Source organism: Streptomyces sp. NPDC018610, from assembly GCF_044391765.1.
Taxonomy (GTDB): domain Bacteria; phylum Actinomycetota; class Actinomycetes; order Streptomycetales; family Streptomycetaceae; genus Streptomyces.
On record NZ_JBISAL010000005.1, the window covers coordinates 122256 to 148261 of the forward strand.

Here is a 26006-nt window from a genome sequence, read left to right on the forward strand (position 1 = left end):
CGTGCGAGGTGTATCGGAGCCCGTTCACCGCCGTGGCCGCGTTCCCGGGCGTGTCGTCGCGGTGTGCGGCGCGCTGGCCGTCCTCGCCGGCTGCTCGCGGGGCGCCGCGGACGAGGGCGACGGCGGACTGCCCGGGGCGCCGACCGGGGTGACGGCCACGGCGGGCAGCGCGACCAGCGTGCACGTCATGTGGAACGCGGTGTCCTCGGGACCGGGCGTGCGCCGCTACGAGGTGTACCGCGGCCCGACGAGGGTGAAGGACGTACCGGCGTCCGAGCACATGACCGACGTCACCCGGCTCAGCCCCGCGACCACGTACGTCTTCACCGTGCGCGCCCGGGACGCCGACGGCCGGCTCGGGCCGGCCGGCCGGGAGGCGCGGGCCACGACGCCGGCCGCCGGAGCGGCGGACCGCTCGGCCCCGACCCGCCCGCTCGCCCCGCGCGGCCGGACGGTCGGCAGCCGGGCCGTGCAGCTGTCCTGGTCCGCTTCGACGGACGACCGCGAGGTGGCCTCGTACGACGTCTACCAGGGCTCGACGAGGATCCACAGCGTGGGCGGGAACCAGACGGCGACCGTGGTCACCGGTCTACGGCCGGGCACCCGCTACTCCTTCACCGTCCGGGCCCGCGACGCGGCCGACAACCTCTCCCCCGCGAGCGCGCCGGTCCGCCTCACCACCGCGCCCGGCTCGGACGACGGCCACGGCACCGCCCCGGCCTCCTTCCACGCGGCGACCCACCGCACGGACGGCGCGTACTACCTCGACCTCACCTGGATCGCGCCCACGGTGGACGGTGTGGTGACGGAGTATCAGGTCCAGCTCGACGGAGAAGCGGCCACCTCCCTCGTCTGGGGCGGCCCCGCACCGCGCGGGAAGGCGTCGTACAGCTTCTACCTGGGACGCGAGGCCGGTGTCGGTCACCGGGTGCGGCTGCGCGCCCGGCTTCCCGACGGCACCTGGGGCGGTTTCACGGCCGAGCGCACGGTGATCACGGGGCTGCCGTAGTCCGGCGCGGCGCCGCCACCGGCCCCGGCGTGCCGCCGGCGGGCGAGTCCGGTGTCACCCGAGTGGGCTCGCCGGGGGTGCGGCAGGCGGGCGGGAGGCGTTGGCTGCCCCTGAGGCAGCACGGGCGATTCCCTATCTCCGGCGGCACATGGGATGGTCCGCCGACCGTGCCGCCGGAGGAGAAGTCCCATGCACAGCACACAGCCGCTCCTCCGCTCCGCCCCGGCCGTGGCGGCCGCCGCCCTCACCCTCGGGCTCGCCGCCGGGCCGGCCGCCGCGGGACCGGGCATCTCCGTGAAGGCCATCGGCTCCACGGTGTCGGTCACCACCAGCGCGTGCACCCTGGTCGACGGCGGCTGGGGCACGGCCTCGCTGCTCGGCAAGGGACAGACGAGCTTCGCCCAGGGTCTCCGGGTGGCACTGGCGGGTACGACCATCAGCCAGTCGGCCGCCTGGCAGAGCGTGCGCCCGGGGACGTACACGGTGATCGTCGTGTGCGCCAACAACGTCACCGCGGGCACCCAGTCCGTCGTCGTCCCCACCGGCTCGGCCCCGGCGGTCTCCGCCACCACGGCGCCCTCGCGCGGTGTGATGGGCGGCCTGGGCGGCGCCGCCAGGGACTACGGGCCCCTCACGCTCGCCGTCGGCGGGTCGCTGGTCGGCCTGGGGCTCATCGCCACCGGCTGGGTGCTGCGCCACCGCTCGAAGCCGTACCGGCTCTGACGGGCCGTGGACGCCGGATCGGCCCCGACGGAGGACGGCGACGGATCGGTCCGGACCGTACGGCAGCCCGTCCCGCGGGTCGGGGAACCAGCGGTCAAGGACCCGCAGGTGCCGGTACGCGTTCTCAGGGCCGGTCGTCGGGCGGCAGTTCGGCGAACTCCGCCAGGGCGTGCCGCAGCCACCGCGTCCAGAAGGTCTCCAGGTCGATGCCGGCCCGCAGCACCAGATGGCGCAGCCGGTCCGGGGACGTGTCCCTGCCGGGCGGGAAGTCACGGCTCTCGATCTCCCGGTACTCCGCCAGCTGACGCTGGTGCAGCTCCAGATGGCGTTCGAGGTCGTGTGCCAGGCCGTCCGTCCCGACCACCGCCGCGGCGCGCAGCCGCAGCAGCAGGGCGTCCCGGTGCGGCTTCGGCTCCTGGGACGCCGCCGTCCAGCGGGCCAGCTCCGCACGGCCCGCCGGCAGCACCTCGTAGCTCTTCTTCTGCCCGCGGGCCGGCTGCTCGGCCGGCAGGGCGCGGATCAGTCCGTCCGCCTCCAGCCTGCCCAGCTCCCGGTAGATCTGCTGGTGCGTCGCCGACCAGAAGTAGCCGATCGACTTGTCGAAGCGGCGCGTCAGCTCCAGCCCGGACGAGGGTTTCTCGAGCAGGGCGGTGAGGATCGCGTGCGGGAGTGACATGCGGTCATCCTAGGGAAGGCGGGACGCCGCCCCGCACTAGAGCGCCGCCGCCAGTTCCGTGCCCTGCTTGACGGCGCGCTTGGCGTCCAGTTCGGCGGCCACGTCCGCGCCGCCGATGAGGTGCACCTCGCGCCCCGCGGCGAGCAGTTCCTCGTACAGGTCGCGGCGCGGGTCCTGTCCGGTGCACAGCACGACGGTGTCCACCTCCAGCACCGTGCTCGCGCCGTCCACCGTGATGTGCAGGCCCGCGTCGTCGATCCGGTCGTAGCGGACGCCCGGGACCATGGTGACCCCGCGGTGCTTGAGCTCGGTGCGGTGGATCCAGCCGGTGGTCTTGCCGAGTCCGGCGCCGACCTTGGTGGCCTTGCGCTGGAGCAGGTGCACCGTGCGCGGCGGCGCGGGACGCTCGGGCGCGGCGAGCCCGCCGGGCGCGCGGTAGTCCATGTCGACGCCCCAGGCGCGGAAGTACGCCGCCGGGTCCTCGCTCGCCTTGTCGCCGCCGTCGGTCAGGTACTCGGCGACGTCGAAGCCGATGCCGCCCGCGCCGAGGATCGCGACCCGGTCGCCGACGGGCGCGCCGTCGCGCAGGACGTCGAGGTAGCCGACGACGCTGGGGTGGTCGACACCGGGGATCTCGGGGGTGCGCGGAGTGACGCCGGTGGCGAGGACCACCTCGTCGTAGCCGTCGAGGTCGGCGGCGCCGGCCCAGGTGTTCAGCCGCACCTCCACGCCGTGGGCGTCGAGCTGGTGGCGGAAGTAGCGCAGGGTCTCGTCGAACTCCTGCTTGCCGGGGACCTTGCGGGCGACGTTGAGCTGGCCGCCGATCTCGCTCGCGGCGTCGAACAGCGTGACCCGGTGGCCGCGTTCGGCCGCCGACACGGCGCAGGCGAGGCCGGCCGGACCGGCGCCGACGACGGCGACCTGCTTGCGCCGCCGGGTCGGGGAGAGCACCAGCTCGGTCTCGTGGCAGGCGCGCGGGTTGACCAGGCAGGAGGTGATCTTGCCGCTGAAGGTGTGGTCGAGGCAGGCCTGGTTGCAGCCGATGCAGGTGTTGATGGCCTCGGGCCGGCCGGCGGCGGCCTTGTTGACGAACTCCGGGTCGGCGAGCATCGGGCGGGCCATGGAGACCATGTCGGCGCAGCCGTCGGCGAGCAGCCGCTCGGCGAGTTCGGGGGTGTTGATGCGGTTGGTGGTGACCAGCGGGACGGAGACCGCGCCCATCAGCTTCCTGGTCACCCAGGTGTAGGCGCCGCGGGGCACGGAGGTGGCGATGGTGGGGATGCGGGCCTCGTGCCAGCCGATGCCGGTGTTGATGAGGGTGGCCCCGGCGGCCTCGACGGCCCGGGCGAGACGGACGACCTCCTCCAGCGTGGAGCCGTCGGGCACCAGGTCGAGCATGGAGAGCCGGTAGACGACGATGAAGTCCTCGCCGACCGCCTCGCGCACCCGGCGGAGGATCTCGAGCGGGAAGCGGGTGCGGTTCTCGAACGAGCCGCCCCAGCGGTCGGTGCGGTGGTTGGTCCGCGCGGCGGTGAACTCGTTGATCAGGTAGCCCTCGGAGCCCATGATCTCCACGCCGTCGTATCCGGCCTGCCGGGCGAGGCGGGCGGTGCGGGCGTAGTCGTCGACGGTGCGCTCGATGTCGGCGTCGGTGAGTTCGCGCGGCACGAAGGGGCTGATGGGGGCCTGGAGGGCGCTCGGGGCGACCAGGTCGCGGTGGTAGGCGTAGCGGCCGAAGTGCAGGATCTGCAGGGCGATCCGGCCGCCCTCGCGGTGCACGGCGTCGGTGACGGTCCGGTGCTGGGCGGCCTCCTCCTCGGTGGTGAGCTTGGCGCCGCCCTCGTAGGGGCGTCCCTCGTCGTTGGGGGCGATGCCGCCGGTGACGATGAGGCCCACTCCGCCGCGGGCCCGGGCGGCGTAGAACTCGGCCATCCGCTCGAAGCCGCGCTCGGCCTCCTCCAGGCCGACGTGCATGGAGCCCATCAGGACGCGGTTGGGCAGGGTGGTGAAGCCCAGGTCGAGCGGGCTCAGCAGGTGCGGGTAACGGCTCATCGGGCCCTCCGTGCGCGAAGTCGTACCCGCCAGTTGTAGAGGACGCCGGGGGTTTTATGCAACTAGTTGCACAACTGGTGGGCGCGACTGCGTGGCCGACGGGGGCGGGCCCGGTCGGGACTCAGGTCATCACTCGGACGGCCGTACGGCCGCCCTCTTCCGCGCGGGACGGCCGTACGGGTCGCTCAGCGGGTCTCCAGACGCACGTGCAGCTCCCGCTCCTGGTCGCCGGAGGCCGTGCACAGGTCCTGGACGGTGAACAGGGAGTCCAGGGTCGTGCGGAACCGGTCGATCGCCCAGTAGCCGCCCTGCGCGTCGGCCGTCACCGACGCCCCGAGCCGGGTCGGGCCGCAGTCGGCCCCGTGCGTCTCGGCCACGTCGAAGGTGCCGAGCCAGACCGTGGGGCGCACCTCGTGGAAGTCCCGGGGCACGTCGCCCTCGCACCGGTCGGACGTGTAGCAGGCGCACAGGGCGTCGAACACGATCCGGGCGTCCTCCTTGCTGCAGCCGCTCAGTTCCACCGACACGGACTCCGGGTGGGCTCGCTCGCTGTCCATCGTGATCGCTCCTCTCATGACCGCGCCGTGGTGCCGCGCGGGGTCCTGCGAAGCCGGCCCCACCCCTGTCCTCAGCAAAGCACCACCTCCCAGGAGAGCACTACCGGCGGCACTCCACATCCGCGCGGGAAGCGGTCCTTCCGGCCGATTCGGCGGGACGGCCACCCGGATGGTGAGGGATGGTGGAGGAAGACGACGGCCCCTCGGAGAGGTGAGCGTGGGCGCGGTGCAGCAGGGTGTGTCGGCAGCGGCGGCGGGCCGCGTGGACGGGCGAAGGCGGTGCGTGGCATGACTGCAGCCGGGGCTCCCTCGGCCGGCGGCGACGAGTCGGTCCGTGGCCCGGTGCCGCCCAGCGGGTTGCTCGACGTGCTGGGCGTGGCCTCGGTGGTCCTGGACGCCGAGGGCCGCATCGTGCTGTGGAGCCCGCAGGCCGAGGAGCTGTTCGGCTACTCGGCGCAGGAGGCACTGGGCCGGCTGGCCGCCCGGCTGATGGTCCACAAGGAGCACCTGGACGTGGTGGTCAAGCTGTTCGCCGACGTCCTGACCACCGGGCAGGGCTGGGCCGGGGCCTTCCCCATCCGGCACAAGGACGGCAGCACGCGCCTGGTGGAGTTCCGCAACATGCGGCTCCTGGACGACCGGGGGGACGTCTACGCGCTGGGGCTGGCCGCCGACCAGTCGACGGTGCGGCGCCTGGAGCGGGAGGTGGCGCTGTCGGAGCGGATCGTCTCGCAGTCCCCGATCGGGCTGGCCGTCCTGGACACCCGGCTGCGGTACGTCTCCGTCAACCCGGCCCTGGAGCGCATCGACGGCGTCCCGGCCGCGGAGCGCATCGGCCGTACGGTCCCCGAGGTGCTGCCCCGGCTGGAGGCGGGCGAGGTGGAGTCCGCGACCCGCCGGGTGCTGGAGACCGGGCAGCCCGTCGTCGACGTCTTCACCGTCGGCCGGACCCCGGCCGAGCCCGACCAGGACCACGCCTGGTCGATCTCGATGTACCGGCTGGAGGACACCGTCGGCACCATCCTGGGCGTGGCGGTGTCCATCGTCGACGTCACCGAGCAGTACCGCGCGGGCATCGAGGCGGAGGCCGCGCGCCACCGCCTGGCCCTGATCGCCGACGCCTCCGCCCGGATCGGCACCACCCTCGACCTGGACCGCACGGCCCGGGAGCTCGCCGACGTCGCCGTGCCGGAGCTGGCCGACGTCGCGGCCGTGGACCTGCTGGACGCGGTGGTCGAGGGCCGCCGCAGCAGTCTGGGCCCGACGGAGCCCGCGGTGTTCCGCGCGCTGGCCGTGCGGGCGGACCACGCGGTGGACGCCCTGGAGGCCGCCGACCCGCCCGGCCAGATCGCCCGCTACGGCCCCGACCGCCTGGTCACCCAGTGCGTGCGCACCGGGCAGCCGGTGCTGGTGGCGCGGGTCAAGGACGAGGACCTCAGCTGCATCGCCCGCTCCCCCGAGGCGGCCGTGCTCCTGGCCCGCGCGGGCGTGCACTCGTATCTCGCCGTGCCGCTGACCGCGCGCGGCGAGGTGCTGGGCGCCCTCGACCTCAAACGCACCCGCAATCCGCAGCCCTTCAGCGAGGACGACGTGCTGCTGGCCCGGGAGCTGGCGGCCCGGGCCGCCGTGCAGATCGACAACGCCCGCTGGTACCAGAACGCCCGCGACACCGCCCTCACCCTGCAGCGCAGCCTGCTGCCCCGCCATCCGTCCGTCACCGGCGGCCTGGAGGTGGCCTCCCGCTACCAGCCGGCCGGGGCCACCATCGAGGTCGGCGGCGACTGGTTCGACGTGATCCCGCTGGAGGACGACAAGACGGCGCTGGTGGTCGGGGACGTCATGGGCAGCGGCATCGGCGCCGCCGCCACGATGGGCCGGCTGCGCACGGCGACCAAGGCGCTGGCCTCGCTCGACCTGGACCCCGCACGGCTCCTGGAGCACCTGGACCGGATCACCGAAGGCCTGGACCACTCCATCGCGACCTGCCTGTACGCCATCCACGACCCGCACCTCGGTCAGTGCCGGATCGCGAACGCCGGGCACCTGCCCCCGGCCCGGGTCCGCCCGGGCCGGGCCCCGGAGCTCCTCGACCTGCCCACGGGGGTGCCGCTCGGCGTCGGAGGGATCCCGTTCGCCACCACCACCGTGGACCTGGAACCGGGCGACGAGCTGGTCCTGTACACCGACGGGCTCGTCGAGACCCGCCGGCATCCGCTGGACGAGCGGCTGGACATGCTGCTCTCCCTGCTGGACGACCCCGGGCGCTCCCTGGAGGAGCTGTGCGACCTGCTGCTGCGCACCCTCCACCAGCCCGACAACCACGACGACGTGGCCCTGCTCGTGGCCCGCGCGCAGCCGCTCAGGTAGGCGTCTCGCCGGGCGCCCGGCGCCGGGTGCCGACGACCACGTTGGCGTACAGCTCATGGGAGACGGCGAGGCGCGGGGCGAGGCCCGCCGCGGCGAAGGCCTCAACGGCGGCCGGCGCCTGCCGCTCGCTCGTCTCGACGAGGAGGCAGCCGCCGGGGGCGAGCCATTGGGGCGCCTCGGCGGTGACGCGGCGCAGGACGTCCAGGCCGTCGGCGCCGCCGTCGAGGGCGGCCGTGGGCTCGTGGTCGCGGGCCTCCGGCGGCAGCAGGGCGACCTCGTGCGTGGGGACGTAGGGGACGTTGGCCGCGAGGATGTCGACGCGGCCGCGCAGTCCGGCCGGGAGCGCCTCGAACAGATCACCCGTGTGGACCCGGCCTCCGGCGAAGGCCACGTTGCGGCGGGCGCAGCGCACGGCGACCGGGTCGATGTCGGCGGCGTGCAGTTCGACGGGGCCGAGCGCCGCGGCCAGCGCGGCGCCCACCGCGCCCGATCCGCAGCACAGGTCGACGACCAGGGAGGCGGCCGGGACCTGGGCGAGGGCCTGGTCGACGAGGAGTTCGGTACGGCGCCGGGGCACGAAGACACCCGGCTCCACGGCGATCCGCAGACCGTGGAACTCGGCCCAGCCGAGGACCTGTTCCAGCGGCAGACCGGAGGCGCGCCGCCGGACCAGGGCGGTCAGTTCGCGCGGTGTGCGCGCCGCCGCGAGGATCAGCTCCGCCTCGTCCTCGGCGAAGACGCAGCCGGCCGCGCGCAGCGCGGTGACCGCCGCGGCGCGTGCGGACTCGGAGAAGGACATGGCGGAAGCGGAAGGGAGTTCGGGCATGACGGGCCGAGACCTTTCGGGAGGCGAAGGGCGCTCCCTCGGTCACCCGGCGGTGTGATCCGCGCCGTTCCGGGAGGAGAGCACCCGACCTGACACTGCGGTAATGGGTCTCACCTCCTTGGTTCCCCGCGGCCGGGAACGTCCGCGGCCGCAGGTCACCTTACCCCAACCGTCAGACGGCGACGGTCTCCTCGATCTCCTCCTCGGCCGCCTCGCCCGCCGGCCTGGGCTCCCCGGAGCGGGCCTCGTCGACGGTGCCGCGCGCCGGGAGGGCGGGCGCGGAGCGGGTTCCGGCGGGCGCGTGCGCGGCGCCGGCCGCGTGTCCGGCCGCGTGGGCGCCGGCGGCGTGCGCGCCGTGGGACGCGGGGGTGCGCAGCCGCTCGTAGCCCGCCGCGAGCGCGCTGACGGCGAGGCCGAGCAGCAGCCACACCACGAGCGTCCCCACGCTGCGGCCCAGGCCGTCGCCGTCGAAGTACAGCAGGCTGCGGGCGCCCTCGACGAACCCGGCGCCGTTCCAGAAGGCGTGCAGGGCGCCGAAGAACCCGTTCTGCAGCTCGGGCCTGAACAACCCGCCGGAGCTGGTGAAGTTGAGCATCACGAAGAGCACCATCATGGTGAGCGTGGTCCACCGCTTGAGGAAGGTGTGCAGGCCCACGCCGATGAAGAGGATGCCGGCGGAGTAGAGCCAGGCCATGCCGAAGACGCCCGCGAGGTCGTGGTGCGCCAGGTGGAAGACCGGTCCGGCGAGCAGGGCGCCGATCCCGCTCACCACGACGGACACGCCCAGCGTGAGCAGCGCCCGGACGCGCGTGGACAGGGCCGCGCCGGCCGCGCCGAGGGCGGCGACGGAGGCGTAGGAGCCGATGCTCAGCGCGATCAGCAGGAAGAACAGGCCCTGTCCGGTGGGGTCGTCGGCCACGGGGCGGGCCACGTCGGTCACCTTCAGCGGCCGGCCCTGCTGTGCGGCGACGGGGGTGAAGACCTTCTCGACCGCCGTCGCGCCCATGTCGGAGGCCGCGGTGGCGACCACCAGTTCGGGGGCCTTGGCGTCCGGCACGTAGGCCCCGGTGATGTCCCGGGACTTCAGCAGGTCGACGGCCCGGGCGCGGGTGCCGACGGTGCGGACGTCGAGCCGGTCGCCGGCCTGGTCCTTGACCGTCTGGGCGAAGACCTTGGCCCGCGGCCCCTCGCCGACGACCGCGACGGGCAGGTGGTGCGGCTCCGGGGTCACGAACGCGCCCATGTACGCGAGCCCCATGCCCAGGCACATCAGCAGGGGGGTGATCAGGTGGGTGAGCACATGGCGCAGCGCAGGCGACCTCATCGCTCGCTCCCTCCATTGGTTGGCTTATACAACTCTCTTTTCAGTTGTACTATACAACCAGAACTGGGGAGGTTGGTTCCGTGACTGCAGCCGAAGGTCCCGACGAGAGTGCCGTCGTCCCCGACGGGGGCGCCGTGGCCCCCGGCGCGCCCGCCGGGGAGACGGCCGTGGAGACCATCCAGCGCGAGATGACGGTCTTCGCCCGCCGGGCCAGGGCCTCGGCGGGCCGGATGCACCCCGAGCTGTCCCTGGTGTCGTACACGCTGCTGGGGCACCTGGAGGAGCGGGGCGGCTGCCGCGCCACCGATCTGGCCGCGCACTACGCGCTGGACAAGTCCACGGTCAGCCGCCAGGTGGGCGCGCTGGAGCGGACCGGGCTCATCGAGCGGCGCCTGGATCCGGAGGACCACCGGGTGCAGGTGCTGCACCTGACCGACACCGGCCGGCAGATCCTCGCCCAGGTCACCGAGAGCCGTCGGGCGGCCTTCGAGGAGCGGCTGGCGGACTGGCCGGCCGAGGACCTGGAGCGGTTCGCGGGCTATCTCACCCGCTACAACGCCTGGACCCCGCCGTCCGACGTCCGCTGAGGCCGCGGCGCGGAGGTGATCGCGGACCCCGGTACGGCGGCGGCGCGGGGTGACGGCGCCCGTCGGCGCGGCGGTGGCGCGGGCGTGATCGTGCCCGCGCCACCGCTGCCGTCCGGGGGACGGCTACGCCACCGGCACGGCCTCCCGCCCGTCGGCCAGGCGTTCGGGCACCCGCGCCGCGAGGAACGCGGTGCGCCGCCGCAGCCGGAAGCCCAGGGACTCGTACAGCCGTATGGCGTTCGTGTTCGCGGCGCCGGTGTGCAGGAACGGCGTCTCGCCGCGCTCGCGGATGCCGTGGGCGACCGCGAGCACGAGCCGGGCGGCCAGGCCCCGGCCGCGGAAGGCGGGGTCGGTGCAGACCGCGCTGATCTCGGTCCAGCCGGGCGGCCGCAGCCGCTCCCCCGCCATCGCGATCAGGGCCCCCTCATGACGTATGCCCAGGTAGGTGCCCATTTCGATGGTGCGCGGCAGGAAGGGGCCGGGCCGGGTGCGGGCGACCAGGTCCAGCATCTCGGGCACGTCGGCCGGGCCCAGGCGGACCGCCTCCGCGTCGGGCGCGGCGGCCAGTCCGTCGTCCACGAACTGCACGCCCTCGATGTGGAACGTGACCTCCCACCCGTCCGGGACGCGTCCCCGGTAACCGAGCAACGGGACCTCCTCGCCGGGCCCGGCGAGGGCGGCCAGCTCGGCCCAGTCGCCGGCGTCCGGCTCGTCGGGCAGCGCCAGCCAGGGGGACACGTCGACGGGGTAGCGCAGCACCCGTCCGCGCCGCTCGGCGAAGTGGGCGTGGGGTCCGGTCAGGGCGGCCAGGGCCGGGTTGTCGAGGACGTGGCCGCCGGCCGGTCCCGCGGGGCCGGGGTCGGTCGTGACGCTCACGCGGCCACCTCCGGCACGGCGGCCTCGACGCCGGCCCGCGGCGCGGCGGCCCCGGGAGCCCCGCCGTCGACGACTCCGCCGCCGAGGGTCGCGCCGCCCGGCGCGGCCGGGACGACCGGCCCGTTCCCGCCCGGTCCGCGCGAAGCCGTGCGGGCCCCGAGGCCGGCCGGGTCCGTCCGTCGCGCCGGTCCGGCCGCCGGCGTCGTGGCCGGTGTCCGCTCCCCCTCCGGCCGGAACCGGTCACCGCCCATCGGCGCCCCGGACTCCGGGCCGCCGTACCGGGTGAACACGTGCACCTTCGGCATCTCCACTCTCCTGCCTTCGTTCTCACCGCGTCACCGGCCGCGGGGCGAACCGCGCCGGCACGCCCCGTGCAAGAAGGACCGACGGGCGGCTATTCCCGGGGAGCGGCAGAGTTCACACGGCTGTCACGACACCGGTGCGCTCCCGGTCCGGGGCGGCCGTGACGAGCGCGTACGGTGGTGTGGGTGCGCAAGCACCCTCCCGCCCGGCCGGCGGGAGATCCGTACCGCTCGACCAGCGGGCCGCCGCGCCCGGCGGCCTGGAGGCATCACCCGCATGAACGTCACCCGAGGCTTCACCGGGCGTCCGCGCGTCGACAATCCGGGCCTGCCGCCCGGGCAGTACGACGCGGGCGAGGACTGGCCCGTGCTGTCGGCGGAGGTCACCCCGGACCTCGCGCCCGCCGACTGGACCTTCCGCGTCGACGGCCTGGTGGCCGAGCCGCGCACCTGGGACTGGGAGCAGGCGCGGGCGCTGCCGGAGTCGGCGTACGAGGGCGACATCCACTGCGTGACGGGCTGGTCGAGGTTCGGGACGCGGTTCGGCGGCGTGTCGCTGGACGTGTTCCTGGACGCGGTGCGGCCCGACGCCGCCGCCACGCACGCCGTGGCCTACGCGCACACCGGGTACACGGCGAACCTCCCGCTCGCGGACCTGCGCGGCGGACGCGCCTGGATCGCGTTCACCCACGACGGCTCGCCGCTGGCCGCCGAGCACGGCGGTCCGGCGCGGCTGCTGGTGCCGCACCTCTACTTCTGGAAGAGCGCCAAGTGGGTAGCGGGCCTGCGGATCCTCGGCCACGACGAGCCGGGGTTCTGGGAGCGCAACGGCTACCACGCCCGCGGCAACCCCTGGCAGGAACAGCGGTACTCCGGTGACTGAGACCTTCACGCCCCCGACCCGGTTCGCCGTTCCCGGGCGCATCGCCGTCGGTGAGCAGACCGCCGCGGTGTGGCAGACCGCCACCCTCACCGAGATCCGCCGGGAGACCCCGCGCGCGGCCACCTTCCGCTTCGCGGTGCCGGCCTGGGCGGGGCACCTGCCCGGACAGCACCTGATGCTGCGGCTGACCGCGCCGGACGGCTACGCGGCCCAGCGCCACTACTCGATCGCCTCCCCGCCCGACGACTCGGGCCACATCGAACTGACTTTGGATCACGTGGAGGGGGGCGAGGTCTCCGGCTGGTTCCACACCGTGGCCCGGCCCGGCGACCGGGTGGAGGTGCGCGGTCCGCTCAGCGGTTTCTTCGCCTGGCCCGGCGACCGGCCGGCGCTGCTGGTCGGCGCGGGCTCCGGGGTCGTGCCGCTGATGTCGATGGTCCGGCACCACCGGTCCCGGCGGCTCGATGTGCCGCTGCGGCTGCTGGTGTCCGCCCGCAGCCCCGAAGACCTCATCTACGCTGCGGAGTTGGGAGCGGAGACCATACCGGTCTTCACCCGCCGCGGCCCCGTCGGCGCCCCCGTGGGGCGGCTGTCGGCGGCCCACCTCGCGCCGCTGGTCTCCGAGCGGCCCGCGGGCGGCTGGGAGGCCTATGTGTGCGGTTCCAACTCCTTCGCGGAGCACGCCTCCCGCCTCCTGGTGGCGGCCGGTCTGCCCGTCGACCGCATCCGCGTCGAGCGTTTCGGCTGACCGGATCGGACCGGACCGCGGGCGTCGGCAGGCTCCTCGGCAGCACCTCCGACAGGCCCCTCGACGCGTCCTTCCGCGGATTCTGCTGAAAGGTTTCAGCCGAATCACCGGACCGGCCTTCCCTGGTGGTTTAGACCAATGTTAGACCTGGTGGCACAATGAGCCCGAGCGGCTACGGTACGTCATCAACAGGAGGCGCGGCATGGCCCGCACCACCCCCCACGACCACCTCAGGACACGAGCGAGGGCCGAAGGAGGTCCGCTGTACTGGAAAGTCGCCGCCCAACTCCTCGACGAGCTGCGCGACGGCACCATCCCGCCCGGTGAACGGCTGCCCGCCGAGCGGCGGTTGGCCGCGCACTTCCATGTCAGCCGGGAGACGGTGCGGCAGGCGCTCCAAGTGCTGCGCCGTGACGGGCTGGTCGCCACCGACCGGCGCGGCAGCCATGCGACGCTGACCGGCCCGCCCGTCGGGCCGCCCTTCCGCCTGGCCTTCCCGATCGGCGCCCGCACCACCGACCCGGACGCCTTCGACCGGACCACCGTGACCTGGGAGACGCCCCCGCCGGAGCACGCCGCCGCGCTCGGCCTCGCACCGCACCGGCCCACCCTGGTGCACCGCCTGCGCTCCACGGCGGCCGACGGCACCACCCTGCGCACGGCGGTGACATCGTTTTCCGCCGTGGCCCTCGCCGAGGTCGCGGAGCTCGCCCGCTACCGGGACCGCGCCGACGGCACCGGCGGCGCCCAACTGGGCCGGGCCTACGACTGGATGCGCCGAGCCGGCCTGACCCTGCACCATCGCGACTCGATCACCCGGCTCGCGGACGGCCCGTCGGTCCGCGTGACCCGGCACGTCCACGACCAGTACGCCCGCCCGCTGGAGATCACCGATCTGCTCGTGAACGCCCGACAGGACGCCCTCGTCTACGAGTTCACCGTGCCGGCGGCGGTCTAGGCCCACCGCCCCTCATGACGGCCGACGCGCCGTCAGGGCAGTCCGCGGGCCGCGATCAGCCGGGCCCGCGGGCTGCCGTCGGCGCGTCGGCCGAACTCGGGCAGCGCGTACAGATCCACGCCGAAACCGGCTCGTTCCAGCTCGCGCAGCACGTCGCCGAAGCGGTGGGCCCGGTAGTACATGACGAACCGCGGCCGCCACACGGCGTTGCGCACCCGCATGACCGCGTCGAAGCCGAGCAGCGTCCAGAACGCGGCGGAACGCGGCCGGGGAGGGGCGAGGACCGGGAGCGCGAACAGGCCGCCGGGGCGCAGCACCGAGTGCACCTGGCCGAAGAGTCCGGGCAGTTCGGCGGGGAGGAAGTGCCCGAGCGCGCCGAGGCTGACGACGAGGTCGAAGGCCGCGGTGAAGGGCAGGGCGCGGGCGTCCGCGCGCACCCAGGAAGTCCGGACGGCCCGCGGGGCGCGTCCCGCGGCGACGCCGAGCATCCCGGCGCTGAAGTCGACGCCGGTGACCGTCCCGCGGCACACCCAGGACAGCACGTCCGCTCCGGCGCCCGTGCCGCAGCACAGGTCCAGCCCGTCGTCGTACGGCCCGGTCCGCTGCAGCAGCGAGCCGACGGCGTCGAGCACCGCACCCGGCGTACGGAAGGGGGTGTGGTCGAACTTCGGCGCGAGCAGGTCGTAGCCGTGCTCGACGGAGGACAGTGCCTGCACGGCGAGTTCACGGAGGGTGGGGCCTTCGGGGCTGAACACCCACGTCAGCCTAGCCTTCCGCACACTCCGGGAACACGCGGGCCCGCCGCGGGGCGCTTGTGTGGTACTTTGCATGCAGCACCTTTCTGAGCCCTCTCTTCGGGTCAGGTGCGAGCGGGTTCCCCGCTGCTCCGTCCGCCGCTCCGGCCAACCAGTCCGGCGATCGGCACATCGGCTTTCACCACCTCGTACGCCGGGCGCTCCACCCTTCCGGGCCGCCGTACCCGAGGTGAGTCTCCCGCCGCCGAAGGCAGCCGTGCGCGCCTTCCCCTCGCGGCCGTTCCCCCCTCTCCGCTCCTTCTCCCCGCACGGGTTCCGTGCCAGTCGTCCGCGAAAGGACACTCACCCATGACCACCACACTCGAACACCCTCCCGTACGTCAGCGGCCCGAGAAGGCCGCCCAGCTGGTGACCGGTGTCCTGGACGTCGACCGGAGCGGAGCGGGCCGGCTGCGCGGCGCGGACTGCCTGTCCTCCCCCGCCGACCCCCAGGTGCCCGCCGCGCTGATCCGCCGTTACGGGCTGCGCAGGGGCGACGTCGTCGAAGGGCTGCCGGGCGACCGGGGCGCCCTCGCCTCCGTGGCCCGGGTGGGCGGGCGCGCTCCGGAGGCGGCCCGCGACCGCCGCCGCTTCGCCGACCTCACCCCGCTGCACCCGCGTGAGCGGCTGCGCCTGGAGCATCCGGCCTCCGGTCTCACCGGGCGCGTCATGGATCTGGTCGCACCCGTCGGAAAGGGCCAGCGCGGCCTGGTCGTGGCGCCGCCCAGGACGGGCAAGACCGTGCTGATCCAGCAGATCGCCGCCGCCGTCGCCGGGAACCACCCCGAGTGCCGGCTGATGGTGGTGCTGCTGGACGAGCGGCCCGAGGAGGTCACCGACATGCGGCGCTCCGTGCGCGGCGAGGTCTACGCCTCCACCTTCGACCGCACGGCCAAGGAGCACATCGCCCTCGCGGAACTCGTCGTGGAGCGGGCCAAGCGGCTGGTGGAGGCCGGCGAGGACGTCGTGATCCTGCTCGACTCGCTGACCCGGCTGTGCCGGGCCCACAACAACGCGGCCGCCCCCGGCGGGCGCACCCTCAGCGGCGGTGTCGACGCGGCGGCGCCGCTGGGCCCCAAGCGGCTCTTCGGGGCCGCCCGCCTGGCCGAGGAGGGCGGCTCGCTCACCATCCTCGCCACCGCGCTGGTGGAGACCGGGTCCCGCGCCGACGAGTTCTTCTTCGAGGAGCTGAAGGGCACCGGCAACATGGAGCTCCGGCTGGACCGCGAACTCGCCTCCCGCCGCCTCTTCCCGGCCGTGGACATCAGCGCCTCCGGCACCCGCCGAGAGGAACTCCTCCTCTCCCGCGCCGAGTCGGCGGCCGGGGCCGGTCTGCGCCGCGCCCTGCTCAGCCGTGACGGCCGGGCCGGCCTGGAGACCCTCCTCGACCGGCTGCGCGCCACACCGGACAACGCCACGTTCCTGCGCCGTGTCCAGCCGACGCTGCCGAACGTCTAGGGCGTGTTTCGAAAGTGGCGCTGTCCGCCCGAAGGGCGGGCCCCGGGGCGTCTGGTGCGTGTGATCGCAAGGCGGAGGGTCGTCCTCGTACTGGGCGTACGTGGACGATCCCGACAACGCGGCGAGCGCGCGTGCCAGGCGTCGCGAGGCAGGCGGGACTTTCGAAACACGCCCTGGGGCGGTCCCGAGGGACGCGGGAGCCGGCCGTCCCGCCCGCGTCGCGGACGTGCCGGGGACGTGTCACGGCCCGAACAGCCGCACGCGCTGGGGCATCCGGGTGCTCGTGGCCCCGTTCGGCCCCCGGCAAGGTCACGCCTTTGTCGGTTCGTTCCTACGTTTGCGATATGACGAACGGATTCCCCTCTCGCGCCGCCCTGTCCGCCTGTGCCCTCTGCGCGACGGGCCTGCTGATAATGACCTCCCCGGCCGCCGCCATGGGCCGGGCCGGGACGGACCCGGGAGCGCCGGGGCGGCCGAAGGCGGCGATGCCGCGGCCCGCCCTGCTGGAGCAGGAGGGCACGCAGGTCCGGCCCCGGGCCGGAGCGCCCGAGACACCGGAGCTCTCCGCCCTGTCCTGGCTGGTGGCCGACGCCGGCACCGGCGAGGTCCTGGCCGCGCACGACGCGCACGAGAAGCTGCCCCCCGCGAGCACACTCAAGACGCTGTTCGCGCTGACCGTGCTGCCCGCCTTCCCCGGCGGCCTGCGGCACACCGTCAGCGGCGCCGAACTGGCGGGCATCGGGGAGGGCAGCAGCCTGGTCGGAGTGGTCGAGGGTCACACGTATCAGGTGGCCGACCTCTGGCGCGGGGTGTTCCTCAACTCCGGCAACGACGCCGTGCACGTCCTCGCGTCGCTCAACGGCGGCTGGGACCGCACCGCCCGGCAGATGCAGGCCAAGGCCCGGTCGCTGGGCGCCATGGACACCCACGTCGTCTCCCCCGACGGCTACGACGCGGACGGACAGGTGTCCTCGGCCTACGACCTCGCGGTGTTCGGGCGTGCCGGGCTGCGCAACCCCGACTTCGCCCGCTACTGCTCCACGGCGGACGCCTCCTTCCCCGGCAACGACGGCGGCACCTTCGGGATCGCCAACACCAACCGGCTGCTGACCGGCGCCGACGGCGTGGCGCCGTACCCCGGGCTGATCGGCATCAAGAACGGCTACACCAGCAACGCGGGCAACACCCTGGTCGCCGCCGCCCACCGCGGCGGGCGCACCCTCATCGTGACGCTGATGAACCCTCAGGAGGGCGACGGCTTCGAGGTGTACGAGGAGGCGCGCCAACTGCTCGACTGGGGGTTCGACGCCTCCGGACACGTCGACCCGGTCGGTTCGCTCGACGCGCTGCGCCCGGTGGCGCACGCCGCCGCGGCCCCGGCCGCGGCCCCCTCGCCCGTGCCGGTCGCGGCGGCCAAGGCCGGGTCGGCGTCGGAGTGGTCGGCGTCGGACTGGTCGGAGACCGGCGCGATCGCGGGCGCCGTCGGGCTGGGCGCCGGTGCGGTGCTGGTGGGACTGCGGCGCAGGCGTTCCCGGCACGGCCGCGGCTGACCGGCCGGGACGGCCGCGTCCGGGGATCCGCCGGGACGGCTGTGTCCCGGTGACCCGCCGGACCGCCGCCCCGGGTCCGGTCGGGGCGGCTGCCCGTGCCGGGCTCAGAACACCGACAGCCCGGTGAGGGTGGTGAAGCGGTCCAGCGCCGCGACCCCCGCGACGGAGTTGCCCCGCTCGTCCAGACCGGGGCTCCACACGCACAGCGTGCACCGGCCGGGCACGACGGCGATGATGCCGCCGCCGACCCCGCTCTTGCCCGGCAGCCCGACCCGGTAGGCGAAGTCGCCGGCCGCGTCGTACGTCCCGCACGTCAGCATGACCGCGTTGACCTGCTTGGCCTGGCTGCGGCTGAGCAGGCGGGTGCCGTCGGCGCGGACGCCGTGCCGGGCCAGGAAGGTGGTGGCCAGCGCGAGGTCGGCGCAGGAGGCCGCGACGGAGCACTGGCGGAAGTACTGGTCGAGCAGGACCGGCACCGGGTTGTCGATGTTGCCGTAGGACGCCATGAAATGGCCGAGGGCGGCATTGCGGTCGCCGTGCGCGGTCTCCGAGGCGGCGACCTCCGGATCGAAGTCCAGGTCCGGGTTGCCGCTCTCGGCGCGCAGCAGCCGCAGCAGTTCGCCCGCCGCGTCGCCGGTACGGGTCTGGAGGCGGTCGGTGACGACCAGGGCGCCGGCGTTGATGAACGGGTTGCGCGGGATGCCGTTCTCGTACTCCAGCTGCACCAGGGAGTTGAACGGGTTGCCGGAGGGTTCGCGGCCCACGTGCTCCCACAGTTCGTCGCCCTCGCGGGCCAGGTCGAGGGCGAGGGTGAAGACCTTGGTGATGGACTGCGTGGAGAAGGGCTCGCGCCAGTCGCCCACCCCGTACACCGTGCCGTCCAGCTCCGCGACGGCCATGCCGAAGGCGCGCGGGTCGCGGGCGGCGAGCGCCGGGATGTAGTCGGCGGGCCGCCCGCGGCCGGGCGTCCGCTCGATCTCCTCGGCGATGCGCTCCAGGACCGGCTGGAAGGTCATCGAGGACGTCATGATCCTTATTGTGCCCGCGAGCGGCACCGCCCCGGCGCGAACCGGCCCGGACAGCCTCTCTGAGCGGCCCCGGACGGCCTCTGCCGAACGCCCGCCACGGAGAACGGCCTCAGCGGGACGGACGGTCGCGAACGGCCTCAGCGGGACGGACGGTCGCGAACGGCCTCGGCGGGACGGCCCCGAGCGGACCCCTCCCCGGGCGGGCGGCTCCTGGGCGGCCCGCCCCGAGGCGGCTCGGTACGGACACGGGTGTGCCCGGCGCTGCGGCGCCTGCCGCCGCACCGGCGCGGCAGGCGACACGGAAGGCGAGGCGGCGACAGGCCGTGTGCTCAGGCCTGGGCGCAGGCCAGCGGTTCGGGGACGAGGGCGTCCACCGGGCGGACGCGGCCGACCGGCACGCCGCCGCCGAGCAGCGGCTCGCCCGCGAACCGGGTCAGCAGGGCCGGGTCGACGCCGGCCCGGGCGAGGGCCGCGGCGGCGACCGGGATCCGGGCCCGGTCCGCGCCGTCGGCGATCTTCAGCGCGACGGCCCGGCCGTCCGGGAGGGCGGCGACCTCGACGCCCTCGAAGCCGTCCTTGGCCAGCAGCCCGGGCACGGCCCGCATCAGCGCGGCCACGTCGCGGCCGGCGCCGGAGGCCGTCTCGGCGTGCTCGCGCATCGCGTCGGCGACGCGTGCCTCCGGGGTGCCGGAGGCGGCGGTGGTGATGCAGGCGGCGGCGCGGGCGAGACCGTGCAGGGAGACCGCGAACAGGGGCGCGCCGCAGCCGTCGACGGTGACGCGGGCGACGCGCTGCCCGGTGAGCTCCTCGACGGTCTCGGCGACGGCCCGCTGGAGCGGATGGGCCGGGTCGAGGTAGTCGTCGAGGGACCAGCCGTTGAGCCGGCAGGTGTAGAGCATGGCGGCGTGCTTGCCGGAGCAGTTCTGGGCCAGCCTGGAGGGCAGTCGGCCCGCGCGCACCCAGGTGTCCCGGACGGCCGGGCCGAAGGGCAGGTCGGGGACGTTGCGCAGGTCGTCCTCGGTCAGGCCGGCCAGCTCCAGGATGCGCCGGGCGCCCGCGAGGTGACGCTCCTCGCCCGAGTGGCTGGCGGCCGCGAGCGAGAGCAGGTCGCCCTCCAGCGGCAGCCCGGCCCGCACCATGGCCGCGGCCTGTACGGGCTTGAGCGCCGAGCGCGGGTAGAAGGCGGCCTCGACGTCGCCGAGCCGGAAGCCGATCTCGCCGTCGGAGTCCAGGACGACGACGGAGCCGTGGTGGACGCCCTCGATGACGCCGCCGCGTATGAGGTGGGCGACGGGGGTGTGGCGGGGTTCGCGGACGGGCGGCGCCGCCGCGGGGGAAGTGGTGTGCATGGTTGCCTGCGTCACTGGTGAGTGGGTGGGTGGGGCTGCGCGGGGTGTGCGCGGGGGCCTCGTCCGAGGCGTGCGCGTCCGGCCGCGGGGGCGTGCCGGCCGCGTCGTGCGGGGGTGTGGCGCGCTGCGGGCGGGGTGTGCCTCACACGTCGCCGGACCCGCCCGGGGCGGGGTGGTGCGCCGGGCGCACGATGGCGGTGAGGGTGGTCTCGACGCGATCGAGGTGGTGGGTCATGGCCTGGACGGCGTCGTGCTCGCTGCCGGCGGTCAGCGCCTCGACGAGGGCCCGGTGCTCCCGGTTGGACTGCTCGCGCCGGCCGCCCAGTTCGGTCAGGAAGGCCGACTGGCGGGCCAGGGCGTCCCGGATCTCCTCGATGACCCGTCGGAAGACCGGGTTGCGGGCGGCTCGGGCGACACCGAGGTGGAACAGGGTGTCCAGCGCGACCCAGGAGGTGGTGTCGGTCTCCTGCTCCATCCGCTCCAGCAGGTGGAGCAGGTGGTCCAGGTCCTCGGGGGTGCGTCGCAGCGCCGCGTAGCCGGCGACCGGCACCTCGACGTGCCGGCGCACCTCCATCAGATCGCCGGCCGCGTAGTCCCCGAACGTGGGGTCCTCCACGACGGCCGCGACGACGAAGGTGCCCTTGCCCGTCTTCGAGACGGTCAGGCCCATGGTCTGCAGGGCGCGCAGCGCCTCGCGCAGAACGGGCCGCGAGACGGCGAGGGTGCGGCACAGCTCCGCCTCGGAGGGGAGCTTGTCGCCGATCGCGTACTCACCGCGTTCGATGGCGCCGCGCAGGTGGGTGAGCACCGCCTCCATGGCGCTCACGCGCCGCGGTGCCACGCCACCTGTCTGGCTGCCTGACAGGTTCAGGGTCACAGGGGTGATGGTCCGGGTTGCGGAGGAGAACTGTCAAGCGCGAGAGCCGTCAGGCGCGAGAGCCGTCAGGCGCGGGGCCCGGCCCGCGCGGGCGGCCCGGGGACGGGGATCCCGCGTCCGGGACCGCCCGGCGCCGCGGTCCGGCCCCGCGCGTCCGGGAGGCACGGGGCGGGACCGAGGGCCGTTCAGGCGTCGAGCACGCCGGCGCCCAGCAGGCCGAAGAGGAGCACGCCGACGGCGATCCGGTAGAGGACGAAGGCGTTGAAGGAGTGCTTGGCGACGAACTTCAGCAGCCAGGCGATGGAGGCGTAGGCCACCACGAAGGAGACGACGGTGCCGACGGCGAGCGGAGCGGCGCCCACGCCCGCGCCCAGGGCGTCCTTCAGCTCGTAGATGCCTGCTCCGGTCAGGGCCGGGATGCCCAGGAAGAACGACAGGCGGGTGGCGGCGACGCGGTCCAGGTCCAGGATGAGCGCGGTGGACATGGTGGCGCCGGAGCGGGAGAAGCCGGGGAAGAGCAGGGCGAGGATCTGCGAGGCGCCGACCAGCATCGCGTCCTTGAAGGACGTGTCGTCCTCACCGCGCTTGTGCCGGCCCATCTGGTCCGCGCACCACATCACACCGCTGCCGACGATCAGCGAACCGGCGACCACCCACAGCGAGCCGAGCGGCCCGTCGATCAGGGGCTTGGCCGCCAGGCCCACGAGGACGATCGGGATCGTCGCGTAGATCACCCACCAGGCGAACTTGTAGTCGTGGTGGTAGCGCTCCTCGCGGTCGGTGAGGCCGCGGAACCAGGCCGAGACGATCCGGACGATGTCCTTGAAGAAGTACACGAGCACGGCGGCGATGGCGCCCACCTGGATGACGGCGGAGAAGCCGACGACGGAGCTGTCGTCGACGGGGATGTCCATGAGACCTTCGGCGATCTTGAGATGGCCGGTGGAGGACACGGGGAGGAATTCGGTCACCCCCTCGACGACTCCGAGGACGACGGCCTGACCGACGGAGATGGCGCTCATGGGATCCAGTTCTGGGGATGGCGGGTCGACAGTGGCGCAGACACGCCCGCGCCGCAGACACTCTTACTGCGCGGAGGTGACATCCCGATGACCTGCGGCCGGCGCCCCGCTGAACGCGGGATCCCGCGCGAGGACCGCTCCCGGGCCCGTGAAGTCCCGCCCGCGCCCCGTCCACGTTCCGCCCGCACCCCCGCCCCCTCCGCGCCCCGCCCGCGGCGGCGGCCCGACCGGGTGTCCGGGGCCCGTCGGCCGCCGCGAGCGGAGTCCGGGGCGGGGCCGCGGCGCGGTCGTGCCGGGCCCGGAGCACCGAACGGGGCGGTGGGCGTCGGGGCCCGCGGCCGCGCGTGTCCCGCCCCGGTCACCAGCCCTTCTCGAACAGTCGGCACACCTCGGCGATGCGGAACTCGTCCCGCCGGTAGTACGTCCGGCGCAGCACGCGCCGGGTGCGCAGCAGACCGAGGTCCGCGAGCAGTGCGAGGTGCGTCCTGGCAGTGCGCAGGGGGATGCCGAGGCCGGCGGCGACGGCCCGCGCGGTCGCGCCGCGCCCGTCCGGCGGCCGGCGGGACCGGCCTCGGGGAGCGTGCCCGGGCGGGTCCTTCAGCCACTCCAGGATGGCCGTGCGCGTCCGGCCGGCGGGAGTCCTCGGCATCTCCGCCCCCTTGTCGTCCGTCGTGGCCGCCCCGTCCTGAGGTTTCCCACTGTGGCGCGGAGGGACCCGCCGTGTCCGGGACTCGCCCACTCTTGTCCGGTACCGGACGGCCCGGGGTCCCAGCCGTGCACGACTCGACGACAGGGGCCCGGCGGCGTGCCGTGCCGCCGGCGGCACGGCCACCGGGGCGGTGTTCCGTCCGCTCCGCCCGCCCGTCACCACCCGGAGCCGCAGGCGGTCAGGTTTCGAGAAGCGGTCCGGCGTTCCCCCCTCATAACGTGGAACCACCGACGCACCCGTCGGCCCAGTCACCACCGCCCCCGCCCCTTCCACCGCCGAGGAGCACGCCATGACCGCCGGCCTCCAGACGATCATCTACCCCGTGAAGGACCTCGCCCGGGCGAAGGCCCTGTTCAGCGCGCTGCTCGAAGTCGAACCGTACGCGGACGAGCCCTACTACGTCGGCTTCAAGGCGGCCGGCCAGGACGTCGGCCTGGACCCGAACGGGCATTCCAAGGGCATGACCGGTCCGGTCCCCTACTGGCACGTCGCGGACATCAGGAGCCGGCTGGCGGCCCTGGTGTCGGCGGGCGCCGAGGTGCTGCACGACGTCCAGGACGTCGGCGGCGGCCGGCTGATCGCCTTCGTCAAGGACGCGGACGGCAACCTCGTCGGGCTTCTCCAGGACGCCTGAGCCGGCCGCCGCGCCGCCGGTCCGCACCCCACCCATCAGCACCGCGCCACGTCGGTCCGCACCGCGTCACCCAGCCCCGCACCAGGTCGGTGCGCACCGCGCCACGTCGGTCCGCACCGAGTCCGCCCGGCATCCGGCCGCCGCTGCCGTGCCCCCCGCCGCACTACCATGCGGTGCATGGGAGCGAACGCGGCCGGCGCCCGGCTCGGGGAACAGTGGCGGGACATCCTGTCCGTGCACGCGCGGACGATGTGCGAGATCGACCGCGTGCTGCACCCCTACGGCCTGGGCGCGAGCGACTTCGAGGTGCTGGACATCCTGGCGTCCGAGTCGCCCGCCGACGGCGACCTGTGCCGGGTGCAGAACATCGCCGGGCGGGTCCACCTCAGCCAGAGCGCCCTGTCCCGTCTCATCGGGCGGCTGGAGAAGGACGGCCTGGTGATCCGCTCGGTGTGCGCGGAGGACCGGCGCGGGGTGTGGCTCTCGCTCACCCGCAAGGGCCGCGAGCTGCACGCCGAGGTGCTTCCGCTGCAGCGCGAGGTGCTCGCGCGCATGCTCGGCGGCTGACGCCGCGGCCCCGCTTCGCGCTCCGCCCCGAGGCTGACCGTACGGCCCGGCCTACGGCCGGGCCAGCAGGGTGCGTACGCCCTCCGAGGTGAGGGTCAGGCCGTGCGGGGAGCTCGCGTCTATGGTCAGCGACAGGTCCTCGGCCGGCCACTGCGAGGCCAGGGCGCCCAGGGGCACCAGGCGGTAGCGGGAGACGAAGGGCAGCAGCTCCGACATCTCCAGCTCCGAGGTGAACACCGGCACCACCGGCACCCCGCCGGGCTGCTCCAGGACGGGCAGGGCCACCGACGACGGGTTGGTGGCGTCCTCGTCGCTCACGTCGTCGGGCACCGGGATCAGCACGTCGCTGTGCGCGAGGGCCTCCAGCGCCGCCGTGTCCTCGGCGTTCTCGGCGAGGACGTCCAGCGCCTGCTGGGCCTGTGTGGCGGCGATGCGGTCGTTCTCGGGTGTGTCCATGGCAGATTCCCTGGTAGCGGCGGTAGGGGGTCCGCCCGGGGAGCTGATCGCCCGGGCACGGCCCTGGACGCGTACCCGATCGCACCCGGCGCAACCGCCCGTGACCACGGCAATCGGCGCGACGCGCCCTCACCCGCGTGACGGCATGACGGTTACCCGATATGTCCCTTCGCCCCGTGGTCCGAGGAGGAAGAAGGGGAAAGGGAGATGCGGTCATGGCCCTCAGTGCGAGCGCCCGTGACGTGGTGAGGGCCGTCAAGGAGGTCGACTTCCCGGCCGGCGGGGACGACCTGATCGAGGCGGCGAACCGGTCCGGCGCCGCAAGTCGTGAAGGCGCCGCGCGGGATCCCGCCGGAGCGGTACGCCGACCGCGAGGAGGTGGCCCGGTCGGGGCGCGCCAACCCCGCCTCCGACCTGGGTTCCAGCCCCTCGCGGTCGGTCACAGCTCCTCGCGGCTGATCGCGACGGCCGCCGTGTCGTCGCCGAGCCGGCCCCGGGTGTGGGCGAGGAGATCGTCACGGAGCCGTGCCAGCAGGTCGTCCGGCGCCGTGACGCCCTGGGCCGAGGCCTCGTCGCGGGCCCAGACGGCCGCGCGCGCGGAGAGGGGGAAGAAGGCGCCGTCGGCGTCCCGCGCCTCCAGTACGCCGTCGGTGTGCAGCAACAGCGTGTCGCCGGGCCGGAAGGGGAACGAGGCGACGGCGTAGGCCGTGGCCCCCGTGAGGCCGCCCAGTCCCAGCGGGGGCGCGACGGTCTCGGCGGCCAGCGTGTCGGCGCGGCCCTGCGCGAAGAGGACCGGAGCGGGATGGCCGCAGCTGACCACGCGGACGACGTCCTCCCGGTCGGGTATGTCGATGAGCAGCGCGGTGGCGAACGCCTCGTCGGTGTCGGGCGCCTCCTCCGCCTGCCACTGCCGGGAGTCCCATCGCATGGCGCCGTCCAGGTGCACGGCCAGGCGCGGCAGCGTGGGCCGGCGGTGCGAGGCCGCGCGGAACGCGCCGAGCAGCAGGGCGGCGTGGCTGATCGCGGCGAGCCCCTTGCCCCGTACGTCCGCGATGAGCAGCCGGGTGCTGTCGTCGGTGCGGGCGGCGGCGTACAGGTCGCCGCCCAGGGACGCCTCGTCCTGGGCCGCCAGGTACAGACTGGACATCCGCAGCGGGCCGCTGCGCTCGGGCAGCGGCGGGAGCAGCACCTCCTGCACCGCGTGGGCCACGGTCCGGCTCTGGTCGAGCTGGTGCCGACTGCGCTCCCGGACGACGCAGAACAGCACGATCAGCGCGGAGACCAGGATCAGGGCGGCGATCTGGGCGAGGAGGTTCTCGGTGCCGAGCGTGCCCCGGGCCAGGCCTATGGCCACCTGGCCGGCGACGGCCAGGGCGCCGATCAGCGCGGTGGTGCGGGGACCGGAGAACGCGGCGGTCAGCGCGGGGGCCCCGACCAGCAGGGGGCCGAGGTGCACGTCCGGCGGAGCGAGGACGTCCACGAGGCATACGGCGACGATCATTCCCAGCGGGGCGAGAACCAGCGCCCGCCCGGAGAGGGAACGCCGCAAGTGCTGCAGCGGCACACGTCATGCTCTCATCCCTGGCCTGCCGTCACCACTTCCGTCACGGCGCGGCCCGCCACACGGGGAGTCACGTCCTGCGCCGCGGAGCGCCCGTCACACGCCCGGCCTCC

Annotated in this window: 26 protein-coding genes; 11 read left to right on the plus strand and 15 right to left on the minus strand. The window is 74.6% G+C overall.

The genetic code is table 11. The features are described 5' to 3' along the window. Positions 1-61 precede the first annotated feature (61 nt). Positions 62-1009 (plus strand): fibronectin type III domain-containing protein, encoded by a 948-nt coding sequence (locus tag ACH5A8_RS14725; RefSeq protein WP_399002388.1) that lies wholly within the window; start codon positions 62-64, stop codon positions 1007-1009. Positions 1010-1198: 189 nt separating this feature from the next. Then, positions 1199-1732 carry a hypothetical protein gene (locus ACH5A8_RS14730; protein WP_399001747.1) on the plus strand — a complete coding sequence of 178 codons (534 nt, stop codon included), beginning with the start codon at positions 1199-1201 and terminating at the stop codon, positions 1730-1732. Between the two features lie 124 nt (positions 1733-1856). On the opposite strand, the gene ACH5A8_RS14735 is transcribed toward ACH5A8_RS14730, so the two are convergent. From ACH5A8_RS14735 to ACH5A8_RS14745, 3 genes are all read right to left on the minus strand, one after another. Then, positions 1857-2408 carry a PadR family transcriptional regulator gene (locus ACH5A8_RS14735; RefSeq protein WP_399001750.1) on the minus strand — a complete coding sequence of 184 codons (552 nt, stop codon included), beginning with the start codon at positions 2406-2408 and terminating at the stop codon, positions 1857-1859. A gap of 36 nt (positions 2409-2444) precedes the next feature. After that, positions 2445-4460, minus strand: coding sequence for an FAD-dependent oxidoreductase (locus tag ACH5A8_RS14740; protein WP_399001752.1), 2016 nt, complete (start codon positions 4458-4460; stop codon positions 2445-2447). Between the two features lie 185 nt (positions 4461-4645). After that, a complete protein-coding gene (locus ACH5A8_RS14745; RefSeq protein WP_399001754.1) occupies positions 4646-5017 on the minus strand; it encodes a hypothetical protein in 372 nt (123 codons plus the stop codon). Positions 5018-5305: 288 nt separating this feature from the next. Here ACH5A8_RS14745 and ACH5A8_RS14750 point away from each other — a divergent pair, with 288 nt between their 5' ends. Further along, on the plus strand, positions 5306-7384 hold the full coding sequence (locus tag ACH5A8_RS14750) for a SpoIIE family protein phosphatase (RefSeq protein WP_399001756.1): 2079 nt from the start codon (positions 5306-5308) through the stop codon (positions 7382-7384). Here ACH5A8_RS14750 and ACH5A8_RS14755 read toward each other — a convergent pair. Further along, on the minus strand, positions 7377-8183 hold the full coding sequence (locus ACH5A8_RS14755; RefSeq protein WP_399001758.1) for a putative protein N(5)-glutamine methyltransferase: 807 nt from the start codon (positions 8181-8183) through the stop codon (positions 7377-7379). The genes ACH5A8_RS14750 and ACH5A8_RS14755 overlap by 8 nt on opposite strands. Before the next feature lie 199 nt (positions 8184-8382). Beyond that, positions 8383-9534, minus strand: a complete 1152-nt coding sequence (locus ACH5A8_RS14760) for a hypothetical protein (protein ID WP_399001760.1) — start codon at positions 9532-9534, stop codon at positions 8383-8385. An 80-nt stretch (positions 9535-9614) separates the two neighbouring features. Here ACH5A8_RS14760 and ACH5A8_RS14765 point away from each other — a divergent pair, with 80 nt between their 5' ends. Continuing rightward, positions 9615-10121 (plus strand): MarR family winged helix-turn-helix transcriptional regulator, encoded by a 507-nt coding sequence (locus ACH5A8_RS14765; RefSeq protein WP_399001762.1) that lies wholly within the window; start codon positions 9615-9617, stop codon positions 10119-10121. Between the two features lie 123 nt (positions 10122-10244). Here ACH5A8_RS14765 and ACH5A8_RS14770 read toward each other — a convergent pair whose 3' ends face one another. Further along, positions 10245-10997 carry a GNAT family N-acetyltransferase gene (locus tag ACH5A8_RS14770; protein WP_399001765.1) on the minus strand — a complete coding sequence of 251 codons (753 nt, stop codon included), beginning with the start codon at positions 10995-10997 and terminating at the stop codon, positions 10245-10247. Then, positions 10994-11302 (minus strand): hypothetical protein, encoded by a 309-nt coding sequence (locus ACH5A8_RS14775; RefSeq protein WP_399001767.1) that lies wholly within the window; start codon positions 11300-11302, stop codon positions 10994-10996. Before ACH5A8_RS14775 ends, ACH5A8_RS14770 begins: the two co-directional genes overlap by 4 nt. A gap of 274 nt (positions 11303-11576) precedes the next feature. On the opposite strand from ACH5A8_RS14775, the gene ACH5A8_RS14780 reads away from it, so the two are divergent. From ACH5A8_RS14780 to ACH5A8_RS14790, 3 genes are all read left to right on the plus strand, one after another. Further along, positions 11577-12182 carry a sulfite oxidase-like oxidoreductase gene (locus ACH5A8_RS14780; protein WP_399001770.1) on the plus strand — a complete coding sequence of 202 codons (606 nt, stop codon included), beginning with the start codon at positions 11577-11579 and terminating at the stop codon, positions 12180-12182. Beyond that, complete coding sequence (locus tag ACH5A8_RS14785; RefSeq protein ID WP_399001772.1) at positions 12175-12930, plus strand: ferredoxin reductase; 756 nt, start codon at positions 12175-12177, stop codon at positions 12928-12930. The genes ACH5A8_RS14780 and ACH5A8_RS14785 overlap by 8 nt, the downstream gene beginning before the upstream one ends. Positions 12931-13132: 202 nt before the next feature. Continuing rightward, positions 13133-13888, plus strand: a complete 756-nt coding sequence (locus ACH5A8_RS14790; protein ID WP_399001774.1) for a GntR family transcriptional regulator — start codon at positions 13133-13135, stop codon at positions 13886-13888. A 32-nt stretch (positions 13889-13920) separates the two neighbouring features. Here the strand turns inward: ACH5A8_RS14790 and ACH5A8_RS14795 are convergent, their stop codons facing one another. Then, entirely contained in the window at positions 13921-14643 is a 723-nt protein-coding gene (locus tag ACH5A8_RS14795; RefSeq protein ID WP_399001776.1) for a class I SAM-dependent methyltransferase, read from the minus strand. Between the two features lie 348 nt (positions 14644-14991). On the opposite strand from ACH5A8_RS14795, the gene rho reads away from it, so the two are divergent. Next, positions 14992-16140, plus strand: coding sequence for a transcription termination factor Rho (gene rho / locus ACH5A8_RS14800; protein ID WP_399001778.1), 1149 nt, complete (start codon positions 14992-14994; stop codon positions 16138-16140). Between the two features lie 344 nt (positions 16141-16484). Further along, positions 16485-17690, plus strand: a complete 1206-nt coding sequence (locus ACH5A8_RS14805; protein WP_399001780.1) for a D-alanyl-D-alanine carboxypeptidase family protein — start codon at positions 16485-16487, stop codon at positions 17688-17690. Between the two features lie 104 nt (positions 17691-17794). Here ACH5A8_RS14805 and ACH5A8_RS14810 read toward each other — a convergent pair whose 3' ends face one another. From ACH5A8_RS14810 to ACH5A8_RS14830, 5 genes are all read right to left on the minus strand, one after another. Continuing rightward, positions 17795-18718, minus strand: coding sequence for a glutaminase (locus tag ACH5A8_RS14810; RefSeq protein ID WP_399001782.1), 924 nt, complete (start codon positions 18716-18718; stop codon positions 17795-17797). A gap of 329 nt (positions 18719-19047) precedes the next feature. Next, positions 19048-20067, minus strand: coding sequence for an asparaginase (locus tag ACH5A8_RS14815; protein WP_399001784.1), 1020 nt, complete (start codon positions 20065-20067; stop codon positions 19048-19050). A 142-nt stretch (positions 20068-20209) separates the two neighbouring features. Continuing rightward, positions 20210-20938, minus strand: coding sequence for a FadR/GntR family transcriptional regulator (locus ACH5A8_RS14820; RefSeq protein WP_399002390.1), 729 nt, complete (start codon positions 20936-20938; stop codon positions 20210-20212). 191 nt (positions 20939-21129) lie between these two features. Continuing rightward, the gene (locus tag ACH5A8_RS14825; protein WP_399001786.1) at positions 21130-21966 is read right to left on the minus strand and encodes an undecaprenyl-diphosphate phosphatase; all 837 of its coding nucleotides are present in this window, start codon (positions 21964-21966) and stop codon (positions 21130-21132) included. 358 nt (positions 21967-22324) lie between these two features. Beyond that, entirely contained in the window at positions 22325-22615 is a 291-nt protein-coding gene (locus tag ACH5A8_RS14830) for an ArsR family transcriptional regulator (protein ID WP_399001788.1), read from the minus strand. Between the two features lie 349 nt (positions 22616-22964). Here ACH5A8_RS14830 and ACH5A8_RS14835 point away from each other — a divergent pair, with 349 nt between their 5' ends. Both ACH5A8_RS14835 and ACH5A8_RS14840 read left to right on the plus strand, forming a co-directional pair. Then, positions 22965-23309, plus strand: coding sequence for a VOC family protein (locus ACH5A8_RS14835; protein ID WP_399001790.1), 345 nt, complete (start codon positions 22965-22967; stop codon positions 23307-23309). Positions 23310-23486: 177 nt separating this feature from the next. Continuing rightward, complete coding sequence (locus tag ACH5A8_RS14840; protein WP_399001792.1) at positions 23487-23876, plus strand: MarR family winged helix-turn-helix transcriptional regulator; 390 nt, start codon at positions 23487-23489, stop codon at positions 23874-23876. A gap of 51 nt (positions 23877-23927) precedes the next feature. On the opposite strand, the gene ACH5A8_RS14845 is transcribed toward ACH5A8_RS14840, so the two are convergent. Further along, a complete protein-coding gene (locus ACH5A8_RS14845; RefSeq protein WP_399001794.1) occupies positions 23928-24332 on the minus strand; it encodes an SseB family protein in 405 nt (134 codons plus the stop codon). Between the two features lie 439 nt (positions 24333-24771). Continuing rightward, on the minus strand, positions 24772-25833 hold the full coding sequence (locus tag ACH5A8_RS14850; protein ID WP_399002392.1) for a PP2C family protein-serine/threonine phosphatase: 1062 nt from the start codon (positions 25831-25833) through the stop codon (positions 24772-24774). Positions 25834-26006: the final 173 nt, after the last annotated feature.